Source organism: Kitasatospora sp. CM 4170 (assembly GCF_032110285.1).
Classification (GTDB): domain Bacteria; phylum Actinomycetota; class Actinomycetes; order Streptomycetales; family Streptomycetaceae; genus Kitasatospora; species Kitasatospora aburaviensis.
The window spans coordinates 8,561,931-8,580,837 of sequence record NZ_CP134877.1 but is presented as its reverse complement, the minus strand read 5'-3'; the positions used below and the strand labels follow the sequence as shown (position 1 = coordinate 8,580,837).

General features: G+C 74.2%; 18 protein-coding genes. 8 read left to right on the top strand and 10 right to left on the bottom strand.

Features of this window, described 5'->3' with window-relative positions; translation table 11 throughout:
* Positions 1-150: 150 nt before the first annotated feature.
* Together RMN57_RS35840 and RMN57_RS35835 are read left to right on the top strand one after the other, a co-directional pair.
* Positions 151-1,395 carry a glycosyltransferase gene (locus RMN57_RS35840; protein WP_313767476.1) on the top strand — a complete coding sequence of 415 codons (1,245 nt, stop codon included), beginning with the start codon at positions 151-153 and terminating at the stop codon, positions 1,393-1,395.
* A 101-nt stretch (positions 1,396-1,496) separates the two neighbouring features.
* Positions 1,497-2,156 (top strand): hypothetical protein, encoded by a 660-nt coding sequence (locus tag RMN57_RS35835; protein WP_313767475.1) that lies wholly within the window; start codon positions 1,497-1,499, stop codon positions 2,154-2,156.
* Between the two features lie 149 nt (positions 2,157-2,305).
* Here RMN57_RS35835 and RMN57_RS35830 read toward each other — a convergent pair whose 3' ends face one another.
* Positions 2,306-3,238, bottom strand: a complete 933-nt coding sequence (locus RMN57_RS35830) for a LysR family transcriptional regulator (protein WP_313767474.1) — start codon at positions 3,236-3,238, stop codon at positions 2,306-2,308.
* Between the two features lie 121 nt (positions 3,239-3,359).
* On the opposite strand from RMN57_RS35830, the gene RMN57_RS35825 reads away from it, so the two are divergent.
* The 3 genes from RMN57_RS35825 to RMN57_RS35815 all read left to right on the top strand — a co-directional run bounded on the left by RMN57_RS35825 (position 3,360) and on the right by RMN57_RS35815 (position 6,885).
* The gene (locus RMN57_RS35825) at positions 3,360-4,331 is read left to right on the top strand and encodes a reductase (protein ID WP_313767473.1); all 972 of its coding nucleotides are present in this window, start codon (positions 3,360-3,362) and stop codon (positions 4,329-4,331) included.
* 1 nt (position 4,332) lies between these two features.
* Complete coding sequence (locus RMN57_RS35820) at positions 4,333-5,229, top strand: aldo/keto reductase (RefSeq protein ID WP_313767472.1); 897 nt, start codon at positions 4,333-4,335, stop codon at positions 5,227-5,229.
* Positions 5,230-5,685: 456 nt separating this feature from the next.
* Positions 5,686-6,885, top strand: a complete 1,200-nt coding sequence (locus tag RMN57_RS35815) for a transposase (RefSeq protein WP_313767471.1) — start codon at positions 5,686-5,688, stop codon at positions 6,883-6,885.
* On the opposite strand, the gene RMN57_RS35810 is transcribed toward RMN57_RS35815, so the two are convergent.
* From RMN57_RS35810 to RMN57_RS35795, 4 genes are all read right to left on the bottom strand, one after another.
* Entirely contained in the window at positions 6,835-7,155 is a 321-nt protein-coding gene (locus RMN57_RS35810; RefSeq protein WP_313767470.1) for a hypothetical protein, read from the bottom strand. The two genes, RMN57_RS35815 and RMN57_RS35810, sit on opposite strands and share 51 nt — an antisense overlap.
* 200 nt (positions 7,156-7,355) lie before the next feature.
* A complete protein-coding gene (locus tag RMN57_RS35805) occupies positions 7,356-7,595 on the bottom strand; it encodes a hypothetical protein (RefSeq protein WP_313767469.1) in 240 nt (79 codons plus the stop codon).
* Positions 7,596-7,876: 281 nt separating this feature from the next.
* A complete protein-coding gene (locus RMN57_RS35800; RefSeq protein WP_313767468.1) occupies positions 7,877-8,761 on the bottom strand; it encodes a PfkB family carbohydrate kinase in 885 nt (294 codons plus the stop codon).
* Between the two features lie 4 nt (positions 8,762-8,765).
* The gene (locus RMN57_RS35795) at positions 8,766-9,692 is read right to left on the bottom strand and encodes a pseudouridine-5'-phosphate glycosidase (protein ID WP_313767467.1); all 927 of its coding nucleotides are present in this window, start codon (positions 9,690-9,692) and stop codon (positions 8,766-8,768) included.
* Between the two features lie 112 nt (positions 9,693-9,804).
* Here RMN57_RS35795 and RMN57_RS35790 point away from each other — a divergent pair, with 112 nt between their 5' ends.
* A complete protein-coding gene (locus RMN57_RS35790; RefSeq protein WP_313767466.1) occupies positions 9,805-10,707 on the top strand; it encodes a LysR substrate-binding domain-containing protein in 903 nt (300 codons plus the stop codon).
* Between the two features lie 36 nt (positions 10,708-10,743).
* Here the strand turns inward: RMN57_RS35790 and RMN57_RS35785 are convergent, their stop codons facing one another.
* On the bottom strand, positions 10,744-12,318 hold the full coding sequence (locus RMN57_RS35785) for a S8 family serine peptidase (protein ID WP_380235211.1): 1,575 nt from the start codon (positions 12,316-12,318) through the stop codon (positions 10,744-10,746).
* A gap of 282 nt (positions 12,319-12,600) precedes the next feature.
* A complete protein-coding gene (locus RMN57_RS35780) occupies positions 12,601-13,332 on the bottom strand; it encodes a hypothetical protein (protein ID WP_313767464.1) in 732 nt (243 codons plus the stop codon).
* Between the two features lie 263 nt (positions 13,333-13,595).
* On the opposite strand from RMN57_RS35780, the gene RMN57_RS35775 reads away from it, so the two are divergent.
* Positions 13,596-13,877: a hypothetical protein gene (locus RMN57_RS35775; RefSeq protein WP_313767463.1), complete on the top strand. Its 282-nt coding sequence runs from the start codon at positions 13,596-13,598 to the stop codon at positions 13,875-13,877.
* Positions 13,878-13,977: 100 nt separating this feature from the next.
* On the opposite strand, the gene RMN57_RS35770 is transcribed toward RMN57_RS35775, so the two are convergent.
* From RMN57_RS35770 to RMN57_RS35760, 3 genes are all read right to left on the bottom strand, one after another.
* A complete protein-coding gene (locus RMN57_RS35770; RefSeq protein WP_313767462.1) occupies positions 13,978-15,633 on the bottom strand; it encodes a phospholipase D-like domain-containing protein in 1,656 nt (551 codons plus the stop codon).
* 395 nt (positions 15,634-16,028) lie between these two features.
* On the bottom strand, positions 16,029-17,678 hold the full coding sequence (pgm, locus tag RMN57_RS35765; protein WP_313767461.1) for a phosphoglucomutase (alpha-D-glucose-1,6-bisphosphate-dependent): 1,650 nt from the start codon (positions 17,676-17,678) through the stop codon (positions 16,029-16,031).
* A gap of 192 nt (positions 17,679-17,870) precedes the next feature.
* On the bottom strand, positions 17,871-18,170 hold the full coding sequence (locus tag RMN57_RS35760; protein ID WP_313767460.1) for a YciI family protein: 300 nt from the start codon (positions 18,168-18,170) through the stop codon (positions 17,871-17,873).
* Positions 18,171-18,500: 330 nt separating this feature from the next.
* Between RMN57_RS35760 and RMN57_RS35755 the strand changes: the two genes are divergently transcribed.
* The gene (locus tag RMN57_RS35755; protein WP_313767459.1) at positions 18,501-18,806 is read left to right on the top strand and encodes a hypothetical protein; all 306 of its coding nucleotides are present in this window, start codon (positions 18,501-18,503) and stop codon (positions 18,804-18,806) included.
* The last annotated feature ends 101 nt before the right edge of the window (positions 18,807-18,907 follow it).

Below are 18,907 nucleotides of genomic sequence, written 5' to 3'. Positions count from 1 at the left end.
CCACGAGTACTTTTGTGATGATGCGTGAGGACGACGCGCTTCCTTCCACCGCCAACATACCGTGCACCGGGGGGCTTGCGGCAAGGCGGTGATCATGACGCATGATCTTCGACCGAGACCGGAAGTTCACAGGAAGACGGGGGACCACGAATGCGCGTGTTGTTGATGGCCTACGGATCGCGCGGGGACGTCGAGCCGATGATCGGGCTCGCGGCGCAGCTGCGGGCGCTCGGCACGGAGGTGCGGGTGTGCGCGCCGCCGGACTTCGCCGAACTGCTGGACGCCGCCGGCCTCCCGCTGGCACCGATCGGACAGCCGGTACGCCCGGTGGCGACGGGGGCGGTCACGGGGAAGGCGCCGATGCCGGCGGAGGGTCTGGCCCAGCGCGCGGCCGCGCTGGTCGCCACGACCTACGACGCGGTCGCCGCGGCGGCCGAGGACTGCGACGCGGTGGTGGCGACCGGGCTGCTCCCGGCGGCGGCCGCCGCGCGGTCGGCGGCCGAGAAGCTGGGCATCCCGTACGTGTTCGTGGCCTACTTCCCGAGCTACCTGCCGTCCCCGCACCACCCGCCGTTCCCCCGGCCGGGCCGGCCGTTCCCGCCGGAGGTGACCGACAACCGGGTGCTGTGGGACCTCGACGTCGAGAACATGAACGTCCTGTTCGGCACGGGTCTCAACGCCCATCGGGAGACGATCGGCCTGCCGCCGGTGGACCACTTCCGCGACTACGTCCTCACCGACCGGCCGTGGCTGGCCGCCGACCCGACGCTGAGCCCCTGGCTGCAGCCGGCGGACCTCGACGTCCTGCAGACCGGCGCGTGGCTCCGGGCGGACGAGCGCCCGCTCCCGGCCGGGTTGGAGGCGTTCCTGGCAGCCGGCGCACCCCCGGTGTACGTGGGCTTCGGCAGCATGCCGATCCGCGACGCGCCGGACGTCGCCCGGGCGGCCGTCGAGGCGGTGCGTGCGCAGGGCCACCGCGTGCTCCTCTCCGGCGGCTGGGCCGACCTGGCCCTGACGGACGACCAGGGCGACTGCCTCGCCGTCGGCGAGGTCAACCACCACGCGCTGTTCCCCCGGGTGGCCGCGGTCGTGCACCACGGCGGCGCGGGCACGACGACGACGGCCGCGCGGGCCGGCACGCCCCAGGTGGTGGTGCCCCAGCTGGCCGACCAGCCGTACTGGGCCGGCCGCGTGGCCGACCTGGGCATCGGCGCGGCCCACGACGGTCCGACGCCGACCTTCGAGTCCCTGTCGGCCGCGCTGGAGGTGGCCCTGGGTGCGGAGAGCCGGGCCCGGGCGGCCGCCGTGGCCGGGTCGATCGGCGCCGACGGCGCGGCGGTGGCGGCGAAGCTGCTGCTCGACGCCATCGGCGGGGCCCGGGGAGTGTCCGGGTGAGGCGCGGGACCGCGTAGCGCCCGTCCGACGTGCCGCATCCGGCGCCCGGTGTCGGCCGGGTGTGGCACGCTGGCCTCCGACCGCACAGGAGGGGAACGATCATGCACAGGCCGAGCCGACCCGAGGACCTCGACCGCGCCGACCGGGTGTGGGCGCGGGCCGTGGCCTTCGCCCTGCTGGAGGCCGCCACCGAGAAGCCCGAGGGCTACTGGCTGGACGAGCACGGCGTCTGGTGCGACGCCAGCGCCGGCTCGTACTGGTGGCGGGCCAGCCGGGCGGAGAACGGGAACGTGGTCTTCTGCGGCCAGGACTCCGACAGCAGCTGCACCCACGTCGACGGCCGGCAGATCGACTTCCTGGCCGGCGGCCCGGACTGGCTGCCCTGGGAGCAGCTGCGCGAGGACGCCGAGGGCAACCTGTTCGGCTTCGTCTACTGGTCCCAGGACGGCGTCTGGCACCGCATCGACTACCCCGAGCAGCTCGACGACGACGGGCTGCAGGGGGCCGCCGAGTGGCTGGGCTCGGAGGAGGAGTTCCGCAGCGAGGCGGCCGCGCTGGCCTGCGTGCGGCGCTCCGACGAGGCCGCGTTCACCGACGCGCTCACCCGGTTCCTGCGGCGCGCCGAGGCCCGGACGGTCGACGCCGCCGTGGTCGCCGAGCTGCTGACGGCGGCCGGCCCCGGGGACGAGGACCGCGGGCCGCTGCGCGTGGAGCCGGCGCTGGACGTCGCCGTCCGGGCGGGGCTCACCGGGCAGTCCTGAGCCGAACGGCGGTGGGCCCGGCGACTGGCCCAACGGCGTTGGGCCCGAAGGCGGTTGGCCGAGCGGCCGCTGACCGCAGGGACCGCTGCGGCCCGCGCCGTCACCCGGTCCCGGCGCCGCCGACCGCCCCCGGCCTCCGGCCGCTGCCTCTACTGCTCCGGCCGCTCCTGCTGCTCCTGCTGCTCCTGCTGCTGCGCGGCCTCGCGCAGCAGCCGGGCCAGGGCGTCGGCGTGCGGGTGGGGGCGGCGCCGGGCCCGGGCGATCCCGAAGTGCCGGGCCGGGCGCGGCGGCGTCACCGGCACCGTGCGGGTGCCGGGCAGCACCGGATCGAGCGCCACGTACGGCACCAGCGAGACCCCGACGCCCGCGGCGACCAGCGAGCGGGCGAAGAAGTAGTCGGTGGTGGAGCCCGCCACCCGGAGCTCGAAGCCGGCCACGGCCGCGTGCCGGCGCAGGAACGCCTCCGTCTTCAGGCACCCCATGACCCAGCGCTCCTCGGCGAGTTCGGCCAGGTACAGGGTGTCCCGGCCGGCCAGGCGGTGGCCCTCGGGCAGCACCACCGAGAGCGGATCGTCCATCAGCGGCTCCCAGTCGAGCCCGGAGCGGTCCCCGGGCAGGACCGGCAGCGGTCCGTCGAAGTGGTACGCGAGGGCGAGGTCGGCGGTGCCCTCGCGGACCATCGGCAGGCTGTCCTCCGGCTCCCGTTCGAGGATCCGCAGTTCGACGTCCGGGTGGTCGGCCGCGAAGCGGCTCAGCACGCCGGGCAGCAGGTGGCGGCCGCCGCTGGTGAAGGTGGCGAGGGTGAGCCGGTGCCGGGCCGCGCCGAGGCGGCCGATCTGCTCCTCGGCGTGCCGCAGCTCCGCGGAGATCGCCGTGGCCGCGTCCACCAGGAGCCGCCCGGCCTCGGTGAGCCGCACCCCGCGCGTGGAGCGCTCCACCACGGCCGTCCCCAGCCCGCGTTCGAGCGCCGCGACCTGCTGGGAGACCGCGGACGGGGTGAGCAGCAGCGCGGCCGCCGCCCGGTTGAAGCTGCCGTGCTCGGCGACCGTGCGCAGCACGGTCAGCCTCCGGACGTCGATCATCGTGCTCCCCCGGTCATGACGGCCCACCGGTCATGATGCTCCCCGGTCGACAGTTCTGCTGATGACGCGTTCAGTAAGTCGGCAGTTCTGCTGGGGAGCATAGACGAGCAGAGTGGTGGCCATGAACAACGCCCTGCGAAACGTCTGCGTCATCGGCGGCAGCCGCTACTTCGGCCTCCGCCTGGTCACCCTGCTGCGGGACTCCGGCGCCCGCGTCACCCTGGTCAACCGTGGTTCGGCACCGCCGCCGCCCGGGGTCGACCACGTCGTCGCCGACCGGTCGGACGAGGTCGCCCTCGCCGCCGCACTCGGCGGGCGCACCTTCGACGCGGTGCTCGACCAGGTGCTCTACACCCCCGCGGAGGCCGCGGTGGCCCGTCGGGTCTTCGCCGACCGCACCGCCCGGTACGTGATGACCTCGACGATGGAGGTGTACGACCCGGCGACCTCGCCCCTGGTGCACACCACCCCGGGCGTCCCGGTGCCCGAGGAGGCCGTGGACCCGGCGCAGTGGCCGGTCGACCTCGGCCTCCCCTGGCAGGACCGGGCAGCGCTCGCCCGCCGCTTCGACGAGGCGACGCACTACGCGGAGGGCAAGCGGCAGGCCGAGGCGGTGCTGGCCCGGGACGCGCCGTTCTCCTGGGCCACCGTGCGCAGCGCGCACGTCCTGGGCGGCGGCGCCCGGGACTTCACCGGCCGGCTGGCGCACTACACCGGCCTGATCGCCGCGGGCCGGCCGGTCGCCGTGCACGCGCAGCCGCAGCCGACCTCCTTCGTCCACCACGAGGAGATCGCCGCCGCGCTGGTCCGGGTGGCCGCCTCGGACGCCGTCGGGCCGGTCAACGCCTGCTCCCCCGAGCCGCTGAACGTGCTCACGCTGGGTGACCTGATCGCCGATCGGCTCGGCACCTCCGCCCGCCACCGGGTGGTCGGGGGCGACGAGGCCTCGCCGTTCTCCTTCGACCGCTGGTACCCGATGGACGGCCGGCGCGCCCGCGGGCTGGGGCTGCAGTTCTCCCCGGTGGCCGACTGGCTGCCCGGGGCCGTCGCGGAGGCCGCCGAGGCCGAGGCCGCGTCGCGAAAGGCGGCCTGACGTGCGACAGCGCACCATCGGCGGAACCTCCGTCGGCGCGATCGGGCTCGGCGCCATGCCGCTCTCGGTCGAGGGCCGGCCGGACGAGGCGACCGCCCTGGCCACCCTGCACGCGGCGCTCGACGCCGGCGTCACCCTGATCGACACCGCCGACTCCTACCACTGGCACGCCGCCGAAGTCGGCCACAACGAGAGGTTGGTGGCCCGCGCGCTGGCCGAACGCCCGGCCGCCGACCGCGCGGCCGTCCTGGTCGCCACCAAGGGCGGGCGCGGCCGGCCCGGCGACGGCTCCTGGACGGTCGACGGCCGGCCGGAGCACCTGCGCCGCGCCTGCGAGGGCTCGCTCCGGCGCCTCGGCACCGAGGCCGTCGGCCTCTACCAGCTGCACAAGCCCGACCCCCGGGTGCCGTGGGCCGAGTCGGTGGGCGCCCTGCGCGAGCTGGTGGACGCGGGCAAGGTCCGCGCGGCGGGCGTCTCCAACGTGGACGCGCAGCAGATCCTGACGGCCCGGGAGATCCTCGGCCCGGCCCTGGTCTCGGTGCAGAACCGGTTCTCCCCCGCCGTCCGCACCGCCGAGCCCGAGCTGCGCCTGAGCGAGCGGCTCGGCCTGGCCTTCCTGCCGTGGAGCCCGCTGGGCGGCCTCGCCCGCAGCGTCCTGGACGACCCGGCGGACCGGGCGGTCACGGCCGGCGCCTTCCACCGGATCGCCGCCGCGCGCGAGGTCTCGCCCCAGCAGGTCGGCCTGGCCTGGCTGCTCGCCCTCTCCCCCGCCATGGTCCCGATCCCGGGCGCCCGCCGCTCGGCCAGCATCCGCGACTCCGCCGCAGCCGCGGACCTCGCCCTCGACCCGTCCGAACTGGCCGACCTCTCGGCCCCGTTCGACGCCGGCGGGGTCTAAGGCGCCGGGCTGATGGTGTGGCCGCGACCAGCCGATGAAGCACCCCTTCGAGACGTCGCTCGTGCTGCGGATGAAGTTGACGACAATGCCCACCTCGCCGCGCTCACCGGCCGCACCCCGGCCCAGGCCCACAGCCCCCGGCAGCCGCACCGCGGACGGCGGTCTGGTCGCTCTGGGAGTTGGTCAGCACAAAGGCGTAGCTCACGATGCGCGCACCCATCAGCGTGGGCTGACGAGGTCCTACTGGAGGGGATTGACGTTGCACGGGCTCTCCATCCGGGCCGCGTCTACCGCCCCGAGCCCTGGATATCCGTCCCTCGATCTTGCGTGGGTACCCCCGGCTTCAGCCGGGGAGGGAAGCGCAGCCTTGGCCCGGAGCCGCGAAGCGGCGGAGAACCCTGCGTTGTCAGTAGGCCGCACTATGGTGGTTGTGCTGGCTGAAAGGGGGTGGGCCGGATGATCCGTGCGTATAAGTTCCTCATGCGGCCCACCGTGGGCCAGACGCAGGCGCTCACCGAGATGCTGCGGGATCACTGCTCGCTGTACAACGGGGCTCTTGAAGAGCGCCGCGACGCCTACCGGCACATCGCCAGGACTTCAGTCACGTACGGGATGCAGTCCGCGCAACTCAAAGAGATCCGGGCGTTCGACCCGGAGTGTCAGGGCCGCTGGTCGTTCTCCAGCCAGCAGGCCACGCTTCGCCGCCTGGACAAGGCGTTCGCGGCGTTCTTCCGCCGCGTCAAGGCCGGCGAGAAGCCCGGCTACCCGCGCTTCCGGTCGGTTAAGCGGTTCGACACTGTGGAGTTCCCGAAGGACGGCGACGGCTGCCGCTGGGACGCTACCGCGCACGACCCGGTGACGCGCGTTCGTCTGCAAGGCGTCGGCTGCGTGCGCGTGCACCAGCACCGGCCCGTGGTCGGCAAGGTCAAGACGATCAGCGTCAAGCGGGAAGGCCGCCGCTGGTATGTCATCCTCACTGCCGACCAGGCGAAGCCCGAACCGCTGCCCGCAACGGGCAGCGCCGTCGGCATCGACCTGGGCATAGCCAACTTCCTCGCCGACTCCAACGGCGAGTTCATTCCCAATCCCCGCCACGGGGACAAGTCTGCCGCGAAGCTCGCAGCCGCGCAGCAGAAGCTCAGCCGGTGCAAGCGCGGCTCCAGGCGCCGCCGCGAGCAGGTCAAGACCGTCGCCCAGCTGCACCGCAAGGTCCGCCGCCAGCGCCTCGACCACGCACACAAGACCGCTCTCGATCTCGTACGCGAACACGACTTCATCGCGCACGAAGGCCTCAAGATTCGCAGCATGGTGCGTGCTCCCGCACCCAAGCCCGATCCCGCTCAGCCCGGCTCGTTCCTGCCGAACGGCGCTGCGGCCAAGTCCGGGTTGAACAAGTCGATCAACGATGCTGGATGGGGGGTGTTCCTCGCGATCCTCACCGCCAAGGCAGAATGCGCCGGACGGGAAGTGATGGCTGTGGACCCCCGCAACACCTCGCGGCGGTGCCCCGAATGCAGACACACCGCCAATGAGAACCGTCCCACCCAGAAGACATTCCACTGCGTCAACTGCGGCCACCGGGCGCACGCTGACACAGTGGGGGCCCTAAACGTTCTCCGGGCCGGGCTGGCCCGTCGCAAAGCCAACCAGGCTTAGCGAGAAGCCCCCGCATTCACGTGGGGGAGGAGTCACCATGAACACGTCGTACCCCGCCTGGGCGAGGGCCTTGCTCCACCCGTACGAGGTGTGGTCGAGGTCGTAGGCCGCCAGCGTCGGCACGCTCCGGCCGTGCAGCATGAGGACGGCCTCGTGGGCCGCGGGGCCGGAGGGTCGGTGCTCCCGCACGAAGAGTTCGACCTTCTGGCCCGCCGTGGCGGGGACGGTCGAGGTGTGCGGGACCTGGTGGTCGTAGGTGTCGATGGCCATGAAGGGGCTCTTCCGCCGGGTGGGTCGAGACGGTCGTCTCCGGACATCCCCACAGTCGGATGGGGCACGTACTCCCCGCCACAGCGGAGCCGCCGTCCGAGCGGTCCTCCGGGTGGCCGTCCGAGCGGCGGCCCCGGCGGACGGGGCCGGCGAAGTCCGCCGGTCCGCCCGCGCGGCGCTCGGGGCACGATCAGGAGCCGTCAGGAGCCGTCGGCCGGGACCGGCTGGACGGTGCAGAGCGCGTTGACGCCGCCCGCGCCGAACAGCGAACCGCCGAAGAACGTGTTCAGCACGCCGCGGCAGGCGGCGGCCTCCTGCGGCGTCTTCGGCCCCTCGGCGGCCGCCGGCTGGGCGAGCACCAGCACGGGCGCGGCCAGCAGCAGTACGGAACAGGCCGCGCGGGCGGCGTACTTCGTCGACTTCGACAGGACGGGGTTCATCTCGGGGACCTCCGGATCGGGATCGGGATCGGGACGAGCGATTCCTATCCGAAGCAGCCCGCAGGGGCGCGGACGCTGAGCCGTCCGAGGGCGTGTCAGCGCTCCCGTCCCGACGAGCGCCCCCGCGCGGCGGCACCCGTGTGGCGGCCCTCACGCGGCAGCGCCCCTGCACGGCGCCCCCTGCGCGTCAGCCCCCTGCCCGGGCCCGGGCGGGGGGCTGACGACGGGTCGGCGGGCGGGCCCGCCGGTCTCGGTGGCGCGGTGGCGCGGCGGCCGTGCGCTCAGCCGCCGGTGAAGGAGGCGCCGGGTGAGGCCAGGACCTTCGCCGCGCAGGCGTGGCCCCGCTCGGCGGCGGCCCGCAGGTCCCGGTCGGCCAGGTAGCCGGCCAGGAAGCCGGCGGCGAAGGCGTCGCCGGCGCCGGTCAGGTCGCGCACCTCGCCGACCGGCGGGACGGGCACCGCGAACCGGTCCCGGCCGGGGGCGTCGACGGTGGTCGCCTCCGCTCCGGACTTGGTGACCACCGTGGTGGCGGCCAGCCGGGCGCGCTCCGGGCCGGGGCGGCCGTCGACGAGCAGCCCGAGGAACGCGGACTCCTCCCGGTTGGCGAACAGTAGGTCGGGCGCCAGGCCGGCGGCGAGGGCGAGGAAGCGCTCGCGGCCGAACGCGGCCAGCATGCCGGTCGAGGAGGCGTCCAGCGAGACGGTGCCGCCGGCCCGGCGAACCCGCCGGACGGCGTCCACCGCGGCGGTGCCGATCGGCTCCCCGTCGAAGGAGTAGGCGGGGACGTGCAGGTGGGTCAGGCCGGCCAGCCAGGCGTCCGGGACGGCGTCGAGCAGCCGTGCGGCGCCCCGGTCGGGCAGCATGGTCCGCTCGCCGGCCTCGTCGATGAGCACCACGATGCTGCCGGTCTCGCCCCGGCGGGCGACCCGGACGTCCACACCGTGGCCGGCCAGTTCGGCGACGACGCCGTCCCCGGCCGGGTCGTCCCCGACGCAGCCGATGAAGCGCACGGGCCCCTGGCCGGCGGCCGCGAAGCAGGCGGCGACGTTGGCCGCGCTGCCGCCGCGCCGCCGGAACACCCGGGCGCTGGAGTCGGTGCCGTGCCGCAGCGGGCCGTCCACCCAGACGACGACGTCCTCGACCAGATCGCCGAGTACCCCGAGCACGGGCTCAGGCCTCGTCGCGCAGGGCCGCCAGCGCGGTGGCGATCTCGCCGCCGAGCCGGACGTTGCCGCGGTAGACCTCGACGTTCACGTCCAGGCTGCGGCCCTGGGTGTCGCGCTGGATGAAGTCCAGCAGGAACGGCGTCGAGGCGTTCCCGGTGATGCCCCGGCGCTCGGCCTCGGCCCAGGCCCGGTTGAGGAGTTCGTCCAGCTCCTCCGGCGGGAGCTGCTTCGCCGGGTCGACCGGGTTGGCGATCAGCACCGCCTGCGGCAGCTCCAGGCCGTCCCGGGCGGCGATCACCCGGGCGGCCTCCTCGGGCGTGTCCACCTTGAAGTTGATCTCGTGGCCGGAGTCGGTGATGTAGAAGCCGGGGTACTTGCGGGTCCGGTAGCCGATGACCGGGATGTTCAGCGTCTCGAACCGCTCCAGGGTGGCCCGGATGTCGAGGATCGACTTCACGCCCGCGCTGACCACGGTGACCGGCGTGGCGGCCAGCGTCGTCAGGTCGGCCGACTCGTCGAAGGTCTCGGCCGCGCCGAAGTGCACGCCGCCGAGCCCGCCGGTGGAGAAGACCCGGATCCCGGCGCGGTGGGCGAGGAAGGCGGTGGCCGCCACCGTCGTCCCGCCGTGCCGGCCCAGCGCGGCGACCACCGGAAGGTCGCGCAGGCTCGCCTTGTCGAGGTGGTCCGACTCCGACAGCTCCTTGATCTGCTCGGTGGCGAGACCGACCGTCGGCGCCCCGGCGTACACGCCGATGGTGGCCGGCACCACGCCCGCGGCCCGCAGCCGCTCCTCCGCCTCCAGCGCGACCGCGAGGTTGCGGGGGCGCGGCAGCCCGTGGGTGAAGATGGTCGACTCCAGGGCGACGACGGGACGCCCGTCGGCAACGGCCTGGGTGACTTCGTCGGAGATACGGATGGGCAGTCCGGTCATGGCACGAACTCTCTCTGCGATGCCACCACGGTGTGGCAACCGCGGCTCAGCCTAGGGATCGTTCGCATCGGTATCCAGAATGAGTCCTGGTCCATCCCATAGCCTTCCGCCTATGGGATTCACCTTGCGTCAGCTCGAAGTCTTCCTCGCCGTCGCCGACACCCTGCACTTCGGCCGGGCCGCCGAGCGGCTGCACATCTCGCAGCCGACGGTCAGCCAGGAGGTGGCCCGGCTTGAGCGGACCGTCGGGGTCGAGCTCTTCGACCGCAGCCGCCGGGCGGTGGTGCTGACCTCGGCGGGCGAGGTGATGGCCACCGAGGCCGCCGGGCTGCTCGACCGGGCCGGCACGCTGCTCGCCCGGGTCCGGTTGCACGAGGAGTCCCGGCTCGGCCTCGCCCGGATCGTCGCCTCCCCCAGTGTGATGAACCGTCTGCTGCCCGCCGTGGTCAGCCGCGCCGAGCGGGAGCTGCCGGCGCTGGAGACCGTCGAGCTCGCCGTCGACACCGGCCAGGTCTCCGCCACCCTGGCCGCCGAGCTCGCCGACATCGGCCTCGGCCGCTTCCTCGACGAGACGCCCGGCTACCGGCGCGAGAAGCTCCTCGACGAACCCGTCCGGGTGGCGCTCAGCCGCGGCCACGCCCTCGCCGGGCGCGCCGCCGTCCACCTGCACGACCTCGGCGACCTCCCGCTGCTCCTGTGGCCGCGCGAGCAGCACCCGCGCTACTACGACCACGTCCTCGGCCTCTGCGCCGACCACGGCGTGGAGCCGCCGGTCCTGGTCAGCCCGCCCAGGATCGTCGGCTCCCGGCTCTACCTGCTCTCGCAGAACCGCGCCTTCTCCCTCGTCCCGGCCTCACTGGCCGGCCACCTCACCGAGGACGTGGTCACCGTGCCGCTCGCCGGACCGGCCGCCCTGCCACTGGAGATGCAGTGGCGGCTGGACGACCACCGGCCCCGCCTGGCCGCACTGCGCGAGCTGATCCGCGAAGAGGCGACCCCCCTCGCCACCGGCTGAGCCCCCTCGCCCCGGCCGGGGCGCCACCGGACACTGTCAGAACCGCAGTGACCAGCTGTTGATCGTGCCGTCCCAGTACCCGTGGAGGTCCGTCACCCGCAGCCGCCACACGCCGGCGGCGGTGTGGGCCGAGGCGTCGGCGCCGAACACACCCACGATGTCGGGCGTCCCGTCCGCGATGTCCTCGTCCCGCAGGAGGAAGACCGCGCCGTCCGGGGCGACCAGCTCGACCCGCAGGTCGCCGCGCCACTGGTAGCCGATGTCGACCAGGACCTCCAGGTCTCGGGGTGCCTTGCCGGACACCCCGCCGACGGTGACCCGGGACTCCACCGCCCCGACGCCCGAGATCGGCACCCCGGGCGTACCGGCGAACACCGGACCGCGCGGCCGGTTCGGCACCGTCCCGGTGTAGAGCAGCCGGTCGGGCGAGCCCGGGCCCGCGTCGACGACGGACCCGATGGTGGCCGCAGCGGTCAGTGCGGCCACCACCTGCGCCGGCGTGGCCGTCGGGTGGTCCGCGAGGTAGAGCGCGGCCGCGCCCGCCACGTGCGGGGCGGCCATCGAGGTGCCCGACATGGATATACCGAACCCGCCGTAGTCGCTGCAGTTCAGTGTCGACACGATGTCCACCCCGGGGGCGAACAGGTCCACCAGCGGGCCGTAGTTGGAGAAGGAGGCGCGGGCGTCGTCCGAACCGGTGGCGCCGACCGTGATCGCGGTGGGCACGCGCGCCGGCGAGTGGTCGGAGGCGTCGATGGAGTCGTTCCCGGCCGCCACCGTGTAGGTGAGCCCGCTCGCGATCGAGTTGGCCACGGCCGCGTCGAACACCGGGTCCGGCTCGCTGCCCAGGCTCATGTTGACCAGCGCGGGGCGGACGGCGTGCCGGGTCACCCAGTCGATGCCGGCCACCACCTGCTCGGTGGTGCCCTCACCGTCGTCGTTCAGGACGCGCACGGCGACGATCGAGGCGTTCTTCGCGACCCCGAACTCGCTGCTCGCCACCGTGCCCGCCACGTGCGTGCCGTGGCCGTGGCCGTCCTCGGCGACGGTGTCGCCGTCGACGGCGTCGAAGCCGTACGAGGCCCGCCCCGCGAACTCCTCCTGGGTGACGCGGACACCGGTGTCGACGATGTACGCCGTCACACCGCGCCCGCCCGAGTCCGGGTAGGTGTAGCGATTGTCGTACGGGAACCGGCGCTGGTCGATCCGGTCCAGGCCCCAGGACTGCGGTTCGTTCTGGCTGCCGTCCATCCCGACCCGGCGGTTCTGCGAGACCACCGCGACGGCCGGGTCGGCGGCCAGCCGCCGCGCCTGCCGCTCGGAGAGCTCCACGGAGAACCCGTTCAGCGCCGCGTCGTAGACCCGCCGGACCGTGCCGCCGTACGCGCGGGCCAGCCCGTGCGCCCCGCTCGCCACCGAACGCCCGCCGGCCGGCGGCGCCTTGAGGACGACGAGATAGCTTCCCGGCACCGCGTGCGGCGACCGGGCGCCCTGGACCACCCCCTCCGGAGCGGCCGCCGCCGCGGGGAACGCCCCGCCCGTTCCGACCGTCACCACCGCGGCCGACCCGAGAACGACACACACCCGACCGAACCCCTGCCTCAGGCCCATGGCCCACCCCCTCCGCCTCTCCCCCGGAGAACCATGCTGATTGATCGTCAGTTCATCGACAAGAGAAGTCGGTTGATGGACTACATGCACCCTTCCGGCGATCCCGTCATGCCCGGGGGACGGCCGCTCTCCCACGACTGCTTTCGGACCTGCGGGGCACCGAGGTCGCCGGGCCACCGGCTCTCGCCGAAGCTGCGCTGAGCGACCCCGAGACCGAGGCGGTGCGCCCGCCGCGGGCGGCCCGGTGACGCGGCGCCCCGTGCCGTCCTGGCCGGTGGGCGCTCATGGGCGCGCCCAGAAGAAGCGGCCTTCGCGGTGGTCGGGGCTGACGAAGCCGAAGCCGTAGCCATAGCCGAAGTTGAGGAAGTACGGATCGCCCTCGGCCTCGCCGGCGTCGCTGATCTTGAAGAGGAACTGCCACGGGGCGCCGACGCGCGCACGGTGGTTGGGGTAGCAGGCGGTGCCGCCGACGTAGTCGTGCAGGTCCTCGCCGCCGGGCAGCTGTACGCGAGGGCCCTCGCCCCGCATGCCCCGCTCGAACGCCGCCTGATCGTCGATCGAGCGGTCGATCCCGGGGGGAATCGGTTGCAGGTCGACATGCCACTCGACCGGGATCTCGGAGTCGTCCGGGCCCCAGCGCCAGAGCGTCCGGCCCTGCGTGCCGGACGGTCCGATGACAGCGAAGGAGGGGATGCGTCCGCCGGGCTGCACGAGCAGGACGGCGTCACCGGCCTCCGGGTCGGTCCCTCCCATGATGACGTCTTCCTCGTCGATGAAGAGGTAGGCCAGGCGGAGTTCGTCTCCGGGGATCGGAAACTGTCCGACGAAGACCAGGGGGCGCCCGGTGGACGGGTCCACCGGCCAGGTGGGCTCGGCCAGCCATACGGGTTGCCCACCGAGCTTGGCCACCGGATCGGAGATCGGCTGCTCGGCGGCCCTGAGGGTCATCTGGCGGCGCGGCAGGAAGGCGGCATCGTACGGCCCCTCCGCCTGCCCAGTGGGACGCGTGATCATGAGCGGACCCTATGGCATGCCACTGACGGACGTTCGCCAACCGCCGTGCTCCGTAGCGCGCCCCGTGGGTGGCGTGCGGAGTGGGGGTGAGGTGGGTGTGTGGCACCTGTGAGGCGGGTGTGAGGGGGCCGGGCGTGCGGCGCGGAGGGGGCTCGGGCTGGGCCGAGGTGCACGGCGCGGGTGAGGGGCGCGCGCCGCGGCGAGTGCGTCCGCGGGCCCGGTTCCGGCCACAACCACCCTGGTCACCGGCACGTTGCATGCGCGTGAACCGCTTCGCCCGTCCCCTGCAGATCGCCTGCCGGTGCGCCGCCCGCGCGGCCGCCGTGCTGCTCCGCACCGGCCGCGTCCTCGTCGCCGCCGTCGTCCGCGCCGACGCCCGCGCCGAGGCCGCCCTGCGCTCCTGGGCCCGGCCCACCACCACCCGCGTCGTCGAGGTGCTCCGCCGGCTCGCCGCCGCCAACTGCGGTGACGCGCTGAGCCGTCACCTCCCCTGCCGCTCCCGCGAGCGGACCCGCGACGCGAGCCTGCTCGACGACCGGCCCTGATCGACGACCGGCCCTGATCGGTGACGCACCGAACGGCGGAGCGGCCGCGCCCCGGACCAGCACGTGGTCCGGGGCGCGGCCGCCTGTGCGGTACCGGGCGTCAGGCCTTGCAGAGGCCCGTCGTCCAGTCGACGGTCGCGGCGGCGCGGGAGTAGCGCCACTGCGGGGCGAGCAGGTCACGGTCCAGCTGCGCCGCGGCCGGCTTGTCCTCGACGACGTAGCCGAAGTCCTGCAGCCAGGCCGGGTAGAGGTTCTTGGACCCGATGTAGAACGTCGAGCCGTCCACCGCGACCAGCTTGTGGTGCAGCTGGTACGGGTGGCCGTCCGCCCAGGTGGGGGCGTCGGCGACGCGGAAGGAGGCGAGCTGGAGGTTGCCGCAGAGCGCGGCACCGGCCTTGGCCGGGTCGCCGGTGAGGGCGGTCAGCCGGGACTTGAGGACGTCGCTGATCTCGGACAGGGACTTGATCTGCGAGTAGCCGCCGCTGCCGACCGCGCCGCGGTTGGCCGGGTCGCTCACCACGATCCGCACCTTGACGCCGGCCGCGAGCTTGGCGGCCAGCAGCTCGTAGAGCCGGGCGTCGTAGCGGGGCAGCGGCGGGCAGGTGCCGTTCATGTCCTGCTGCGAGATCTCGACGTGGCTGGTGGCGCTGGAGACGAGCGCGCGCAGGGCGTTCTCCTCCGGGTTCACCGTCTCGTAGTCGCGGTCGGCGTTGGTGTTGTCGTGCAGGCCGAGCGGGCCGCACTTGGTGTCGGAGACACCGGGGACCGGGCCCTGACGGTACGCCGAGGACGGGTCGTTGGTCTTGATGCCGACGCCGAGGCCGCCCACCGCGATCACCGGCACGGTGCCGGTGGCGGGCGCCGCGGGGTTGAGGTCGCGCTCCAACGAGGGCCGGCACGAGCCGCCGTTGCTGGAGGCGAACCAGGCGTTGTCGAACACGCCGGTGCGGCCGCAGGTCCACTCCCAGAGGGTGTCCAGGTAGCGGGCGGCGGAGGTGGCGGCCGGGCCGGTCAGGGCGAGGTCGACGTCCGACACCGGGTGGGCGGTGTCGAGGTAGTCGTCCTTCCAGCCGTTGATGCCGCCGGCCACCACGCTGCGCCCGTCGACCACCAGCAGCTTGGAGTGGTTCCAGGAGAGCGCGGTGCGCGAGGTGGTCATGGAGGCCACGGTGAGGGTGACCGAGCCGGCGGCGGGGCCGAGCTTGGCGACCAGCTCGTCACGGTAGCGGGACGGCAGGACGTTGGCGTTGTAGACCGGCGCGGCACCGACCAGGATGCGGACCTGGAGCCGGTTGCCCGCGGCGACGGAGGCCTTGAGCCCGTCGACGAGGGCGTCCTGGAAGCCGCCGTTGGGGAACGGCGCGAGGGTGGAGACGTCGACGGTCCGGGTGGCGGCGGAGACGTCGGCCCGCATCCGGTCCAGCAGGGCGCGGGTGCCGGGGCGGTCGGTGCAGGCGGCGTCGCCCCAGCAGCCCGGGGTCTGCAGCAGCCAGCCGGCCGGGTTGTCGGCGGTGGCGTGCAGGCTGTTGCCCTCGGTCCGCTGCCACACCGTGCCCTCCAGGCCCGGCGCCACCTCGCGGAGGGCGCGCTCGACCGCGTCGAGATGGGCGGTGTCGGCGGCGTCCCCGGCGCTGCCGGACGCGGTGTCCGCGTGGGCCGGCAGGGGCGGGACGACGGCGAGCAGGGTGGTGGCTGCGGCGGCGGCCAGGGCCGCCCGCACGAGGCGGCCGGACCGGCGGGACCAGGACAGGGACACGTGTGTGGTTCCTTCAGGGAGCTGCGGGGGGAGCTGCGGGTGGATCATGGTTCACCCGTGGGACGACCTGAGATTACCGGAAAGTAACTTGATGTCTAATCTGCCCATGACAATGAGTCACCCGGCCTGAAACGCACCCGCCGTTCGGCCCCCGCCGAACGGCCGGGGCGCATCGGCGCAGCTCACCGCCCATCCCCTCCTGACGCAGCGTCGATCGCACCGGATCGGGCGGGCGAGCGAGCGAGAGGGCGGGCGAGCGAGGGGGCGGGCGGAACGAAGCGTCCCCGCCCGGAGGGACCGGACGGGGACGCGGCACGAGGCGCGGACGCCCAGGGGTGCACGGGCCCGGGGCGCAGCGGGGTCGCGCGGGTGCAGGGGGCCCGCGCGGCGCGGGGTCAGCTCGCGGGGCCGGCCAGGACCTCGCTCACCAGCTCGCGGGCCTCCGCCTGGACCCGGGCGAGGTGCTCGTCTCCCTGGAAGGACTCCGCGTAGATCTTGTAGACGTCCTCGGTGCCGGACGGACGGGCGGCGAACCAGGCGTTCTCGGTGCACACCTTGATGCCGCCGATGGCCGCCCCGTTGCCGGGCGCCTCGGTGAGGACGGCGGTGATCGGCTCGCCGGCCAGCTCCCCGGCCTTCACCTGCTGCGGCGAGAGACGCGCCAGCAGCGCCTTCTGCTCCCGGTCGGCCGGGGCGTCCACCCGCGCGTAGGAGGGCGCGCCGAACTTCCCGGTCAGGTCGCGGTAGTACTCGCTGGGCGTGCGGCCGGTCACGGCGGTGATCTCCGAGGCCAGCAGGGCGAGCAGGATGCCGTCCTTGTCGGTGGTCCAGACACCGCCGTCGCGGCGCAGGAACGACGCCCCGGCCGACTCCTCGCCGCCGAAGGCGATCGAGCCCTCCCGCAGCCCGTCCACGAACCACTTGAAGCCGACCGGGACCTCGACCAGCTCGCGCTTGAGGTCGGCCGCGACCCGGTCCAGCATCGACGAGGACACCAGGGTCTTGCCCACCGCCGCGTCCGACGGCCAGTCGGCGCGGTGGCGGTAGAGGTAGTCGACGGCGACGGCCAGGTAGTGGTTGGGGTTCATCAGCCCGCCGTCCGGGGTGACGATGCCGTGCCGGTCGGCGTCGGCGTCGTTGCCGGTGGCGATCGCGTACTCGTTCCGGCGGCCGATCAGCGAGGCCATCGCGGCGGGCGAGGAGCAGTCCATCCGGATCTTGCCGTCCCAGTCCAGCGTCATGAACCGCCAGGTCGGGTCGGTGACCGGGTTGACCACGGTCAGGTCGAGGCGGTGCGTCTCGGCGATCCGCGCCCAGTAGGCGACGGAGGCGCCGCCCAGCGGGTCCGCGCCGATGTGCAGGCCGGCCGCGCGCACGGCGTCCAGGTCCAGCACCGAGACCAGGTCGTCGGTGTAGGCGGTGAGGAAGTCGTGGCGCCCGGTGGTGGCGGCGGCCAGCGCCCGCGCGTACGGGACCCGCTTGACGCCCCGCAGGCCGTCGCGGATCAGCGCGTTGGCGCGGTCCTGGATCCAGCCGGTCGCCTCGGAGCCGGCCGGGCCTCCGCTCGGGGGGTTGTACTTGAAGCCGCCGTCGCGCGGCGGGTTGTGCGAGGGCGTGACCACGATGCCGTCGGCGAGGGCCTGCGGGCGGCGGCGGTTGTGCGCGAGGATCGCGTGCGAGACGGCCGGGGTCGGCGTGTAGCCGTCGGCGCTGTCCAGCAGGACGTCGACGCCGTTGGCCGCCAGCACCTCCACCGCGGTCACCCGGGCCGGCTCGGAGAGCGCGTGGGTGTCCGCGCCGAGGAACAGCGGGCCGGTGATGCCCTGCTCGGCCCGGTACTCGCAGATCGCCTGGGTGGTCGCGGCGATGTGGTCCTCGTTGAAGGCCGCGTCGAGCGAGGAGCCGCGGTGCCCCGAGGTCCCGAACGCCACCCGCTGGCCCGGCTCCTCCGGGTCCGGGTGCAGCGCGTAGTACGCCGTCACCAGCCGCGCCACGTCGACCAGGTCGTCCGGCTGTGCCGGCTGGCCGGCCCGTGCGTGTGCCATGGGTGTCTCCCACCTGTTCCCTGTCGGTGCGCCGGCCCGCGGTCGCGCGGCCCGGCGCGTGCTGCCCCGTGCTCACCGATCGTAACCAGAACATGCCCCCGCCCCGTACCGGGCACGGAACGGGGCGGGGTGAGGCGAGGGCGTGCGGTCCGCCCGTTCGGGGCGAGGACGCACCGGGCCCGGCACCGCCGGTCAGGCGGGCAGCTGCTCGCGGAAGGCGTCGAGCGCCGGAGCGGTGGTGGACGCGACGAACTCCGTCACCCGGTACTCGGCCAGCCCGGCCAGCGTGAAGGGATCGCTGCCGGTGATCGCCTCGATCGCCGCGCGGTCCTCGGCGACGGCGAGGACCATCCCGCCGTCCCGCGGCACCTTGCGCCCCGAGGCGAGGAACGTCCCGGCCTCGTAGTGCCCCTTCAGCCAGGTCACGTGCTCCGGCAGCACGGCGTCGATGCGGTCCAGCGGTGCGGTGTACGTCAGCTCCAGTACGAACATGCCGTCAGGATAGGCCCCTCCCGTGCGGGCCCGGCCGCCCGCTCCGACGCGGCGTCGGCCGGCGACGGCGGGCCGGCGGCTCCGGCAGGGGCGCGGCGTCGCACCGAGGAGTCCGCGGCAGCGTGTCAGACCACATCATGCCAGGTCAGGAGCGCCGCCGGTAGGACTCAGCACACGTCCGACCGGCCTTGTCCGGCACCGCGCCGACACCGCAGACTCGTCGGCATCCACTCCCCCGGCCCCGTGCCGGCACCCGTCCCCGGGCGCCGGCGCGCACGTCGTGCTGCCCAGGCGGCCGGGCGGACGAGTGGCCGAGCGAGGGGGAAACAGATGGTGAACCAGGATGCGGTGCTGCGGGCCCGGATGCTGCTGATGAGCACCGACCGGCGGGTCCTGCGCGGCCCGAACGCCCTCGGCGTGTACCGGCTGCTGACCGCCGTCGAACCGGAGGTGTACGGCTCCAAGCTGGCGTACGTCCTGGTGGAGGCGGCCGGCTCGCCCGCGCTGCGCGACCTGCCGCAGGCCCGGACCGCGCTGCTGGACGAGGCGGTCGCCGTGGCGCGGGCCCTGGACGAGCGGAATCCGTTCCGCGCGAAGATGCTCACCCGGGCCCTGGCGGCCCGTCAGACGCTGTAGTGCCCACGGCCGCCCCGGGTACTCCGCCCGGGGCGGGCCGACTGCACGTGTGTACGTTCCGGCTTGGGTACAACACAGCCGATTTGACGATCGATCGGAGA

Coding starts and splice junctions, on each gene's coding strand:
- RMN57_RS35840 (WP_313767476.1), top strand. CDS start 151: ATGCGCGTGTTGTTGATGGCCTACGGATCGCGCGGGGACGTCGAGCCG.
- RMN57_RS35835 (WP_313767475.1), top strand. CDS start 1,497: ATGCACAGGCCGAGCCGACCCGAGGACCTCGACCGCGCCGACCGGGTG.
- RMN57_RS35830 (WP_313767474.1), bottom strand. CDS start 3,238: ATGATCGACGTCCGGAGGCTGACCGTGCTGCGCACGGTCGCCGAGCAC.
- RMN57_RS35825 (WP_313767473.1), top strand. CDS start 3,360: ATGAACAACGCCCTGCGAAACGTCTGCGTCATCGGCGGCAGCCGCTAC.
- RMN57_RS35815 (WP_313767471.1), top strand. CDS start 5,686: ATGATCCGTGCGTATAAGTTCCTCATGCGGCCCACCGTGGGCCAGACG.
- RMN57_RS35810 (WP_313767470.1), bottom strand. CDS start 7,155: ATGGCCATCGACACCTACGACCACCAGGTCCCGCACACCTCGACCGTC.
- RMN57_RS35805 (WP_313767469.1), bottom strand. CDS start 7,595: ATGAACCCCGTCCTGTCGAAGTCGACGAAGTACGCCGCCCGCGCGGCC.
- RMN57_RS35795 (WP_313767467.1), bottom strand. CDS start 9,692: ATGACCGGACTGCCCATCCGTATCTCCGACGAAGTCACCCAGGCCGTT.
- RMN57_RS35790 (WP_313767466.1), top strand. CDS start 9,805: ATGGGATTCACCTTGCGTCAGCTCGAAGTCTTCCTCGCCGTCGCCGAC.
- RMN57_RS35785 (WP_380235211.1), bottom strand. CDS start 12,318: ATGGGCCTGAGGCAGGGGTTCGGTCGGGTGTGTGTCGTTCTCGGGTCG.
- RMN57_RS35780 (WP_313767464.1), bottom strand. CDS start 13,332: ATGATCACGCGTCCCACTGGGCAGGCGGAGGGGCCGTACGATGCCGCC.
- pgm (WP_313767461.1), bottom strand. CDS start 17,678: ATGGCACACGCACGGGCCGGCCAGCCGGCACAGCCGGACGACCTGGTC.
- RMN57_RS35760 (WP_313767460.1), bottom strand. CDS start 18,170: ATGTTCGTACTGGAGCTGACGTACACCGCACCGCTGGACCGCATCGAC.
- RMN57_RS35755 (WP_313767459.1), top strand. CDS start 18,501: ATGGTGAACCAGGATGCGGTGCTGCGGGCCCGGATGCTGCTGATGAGC.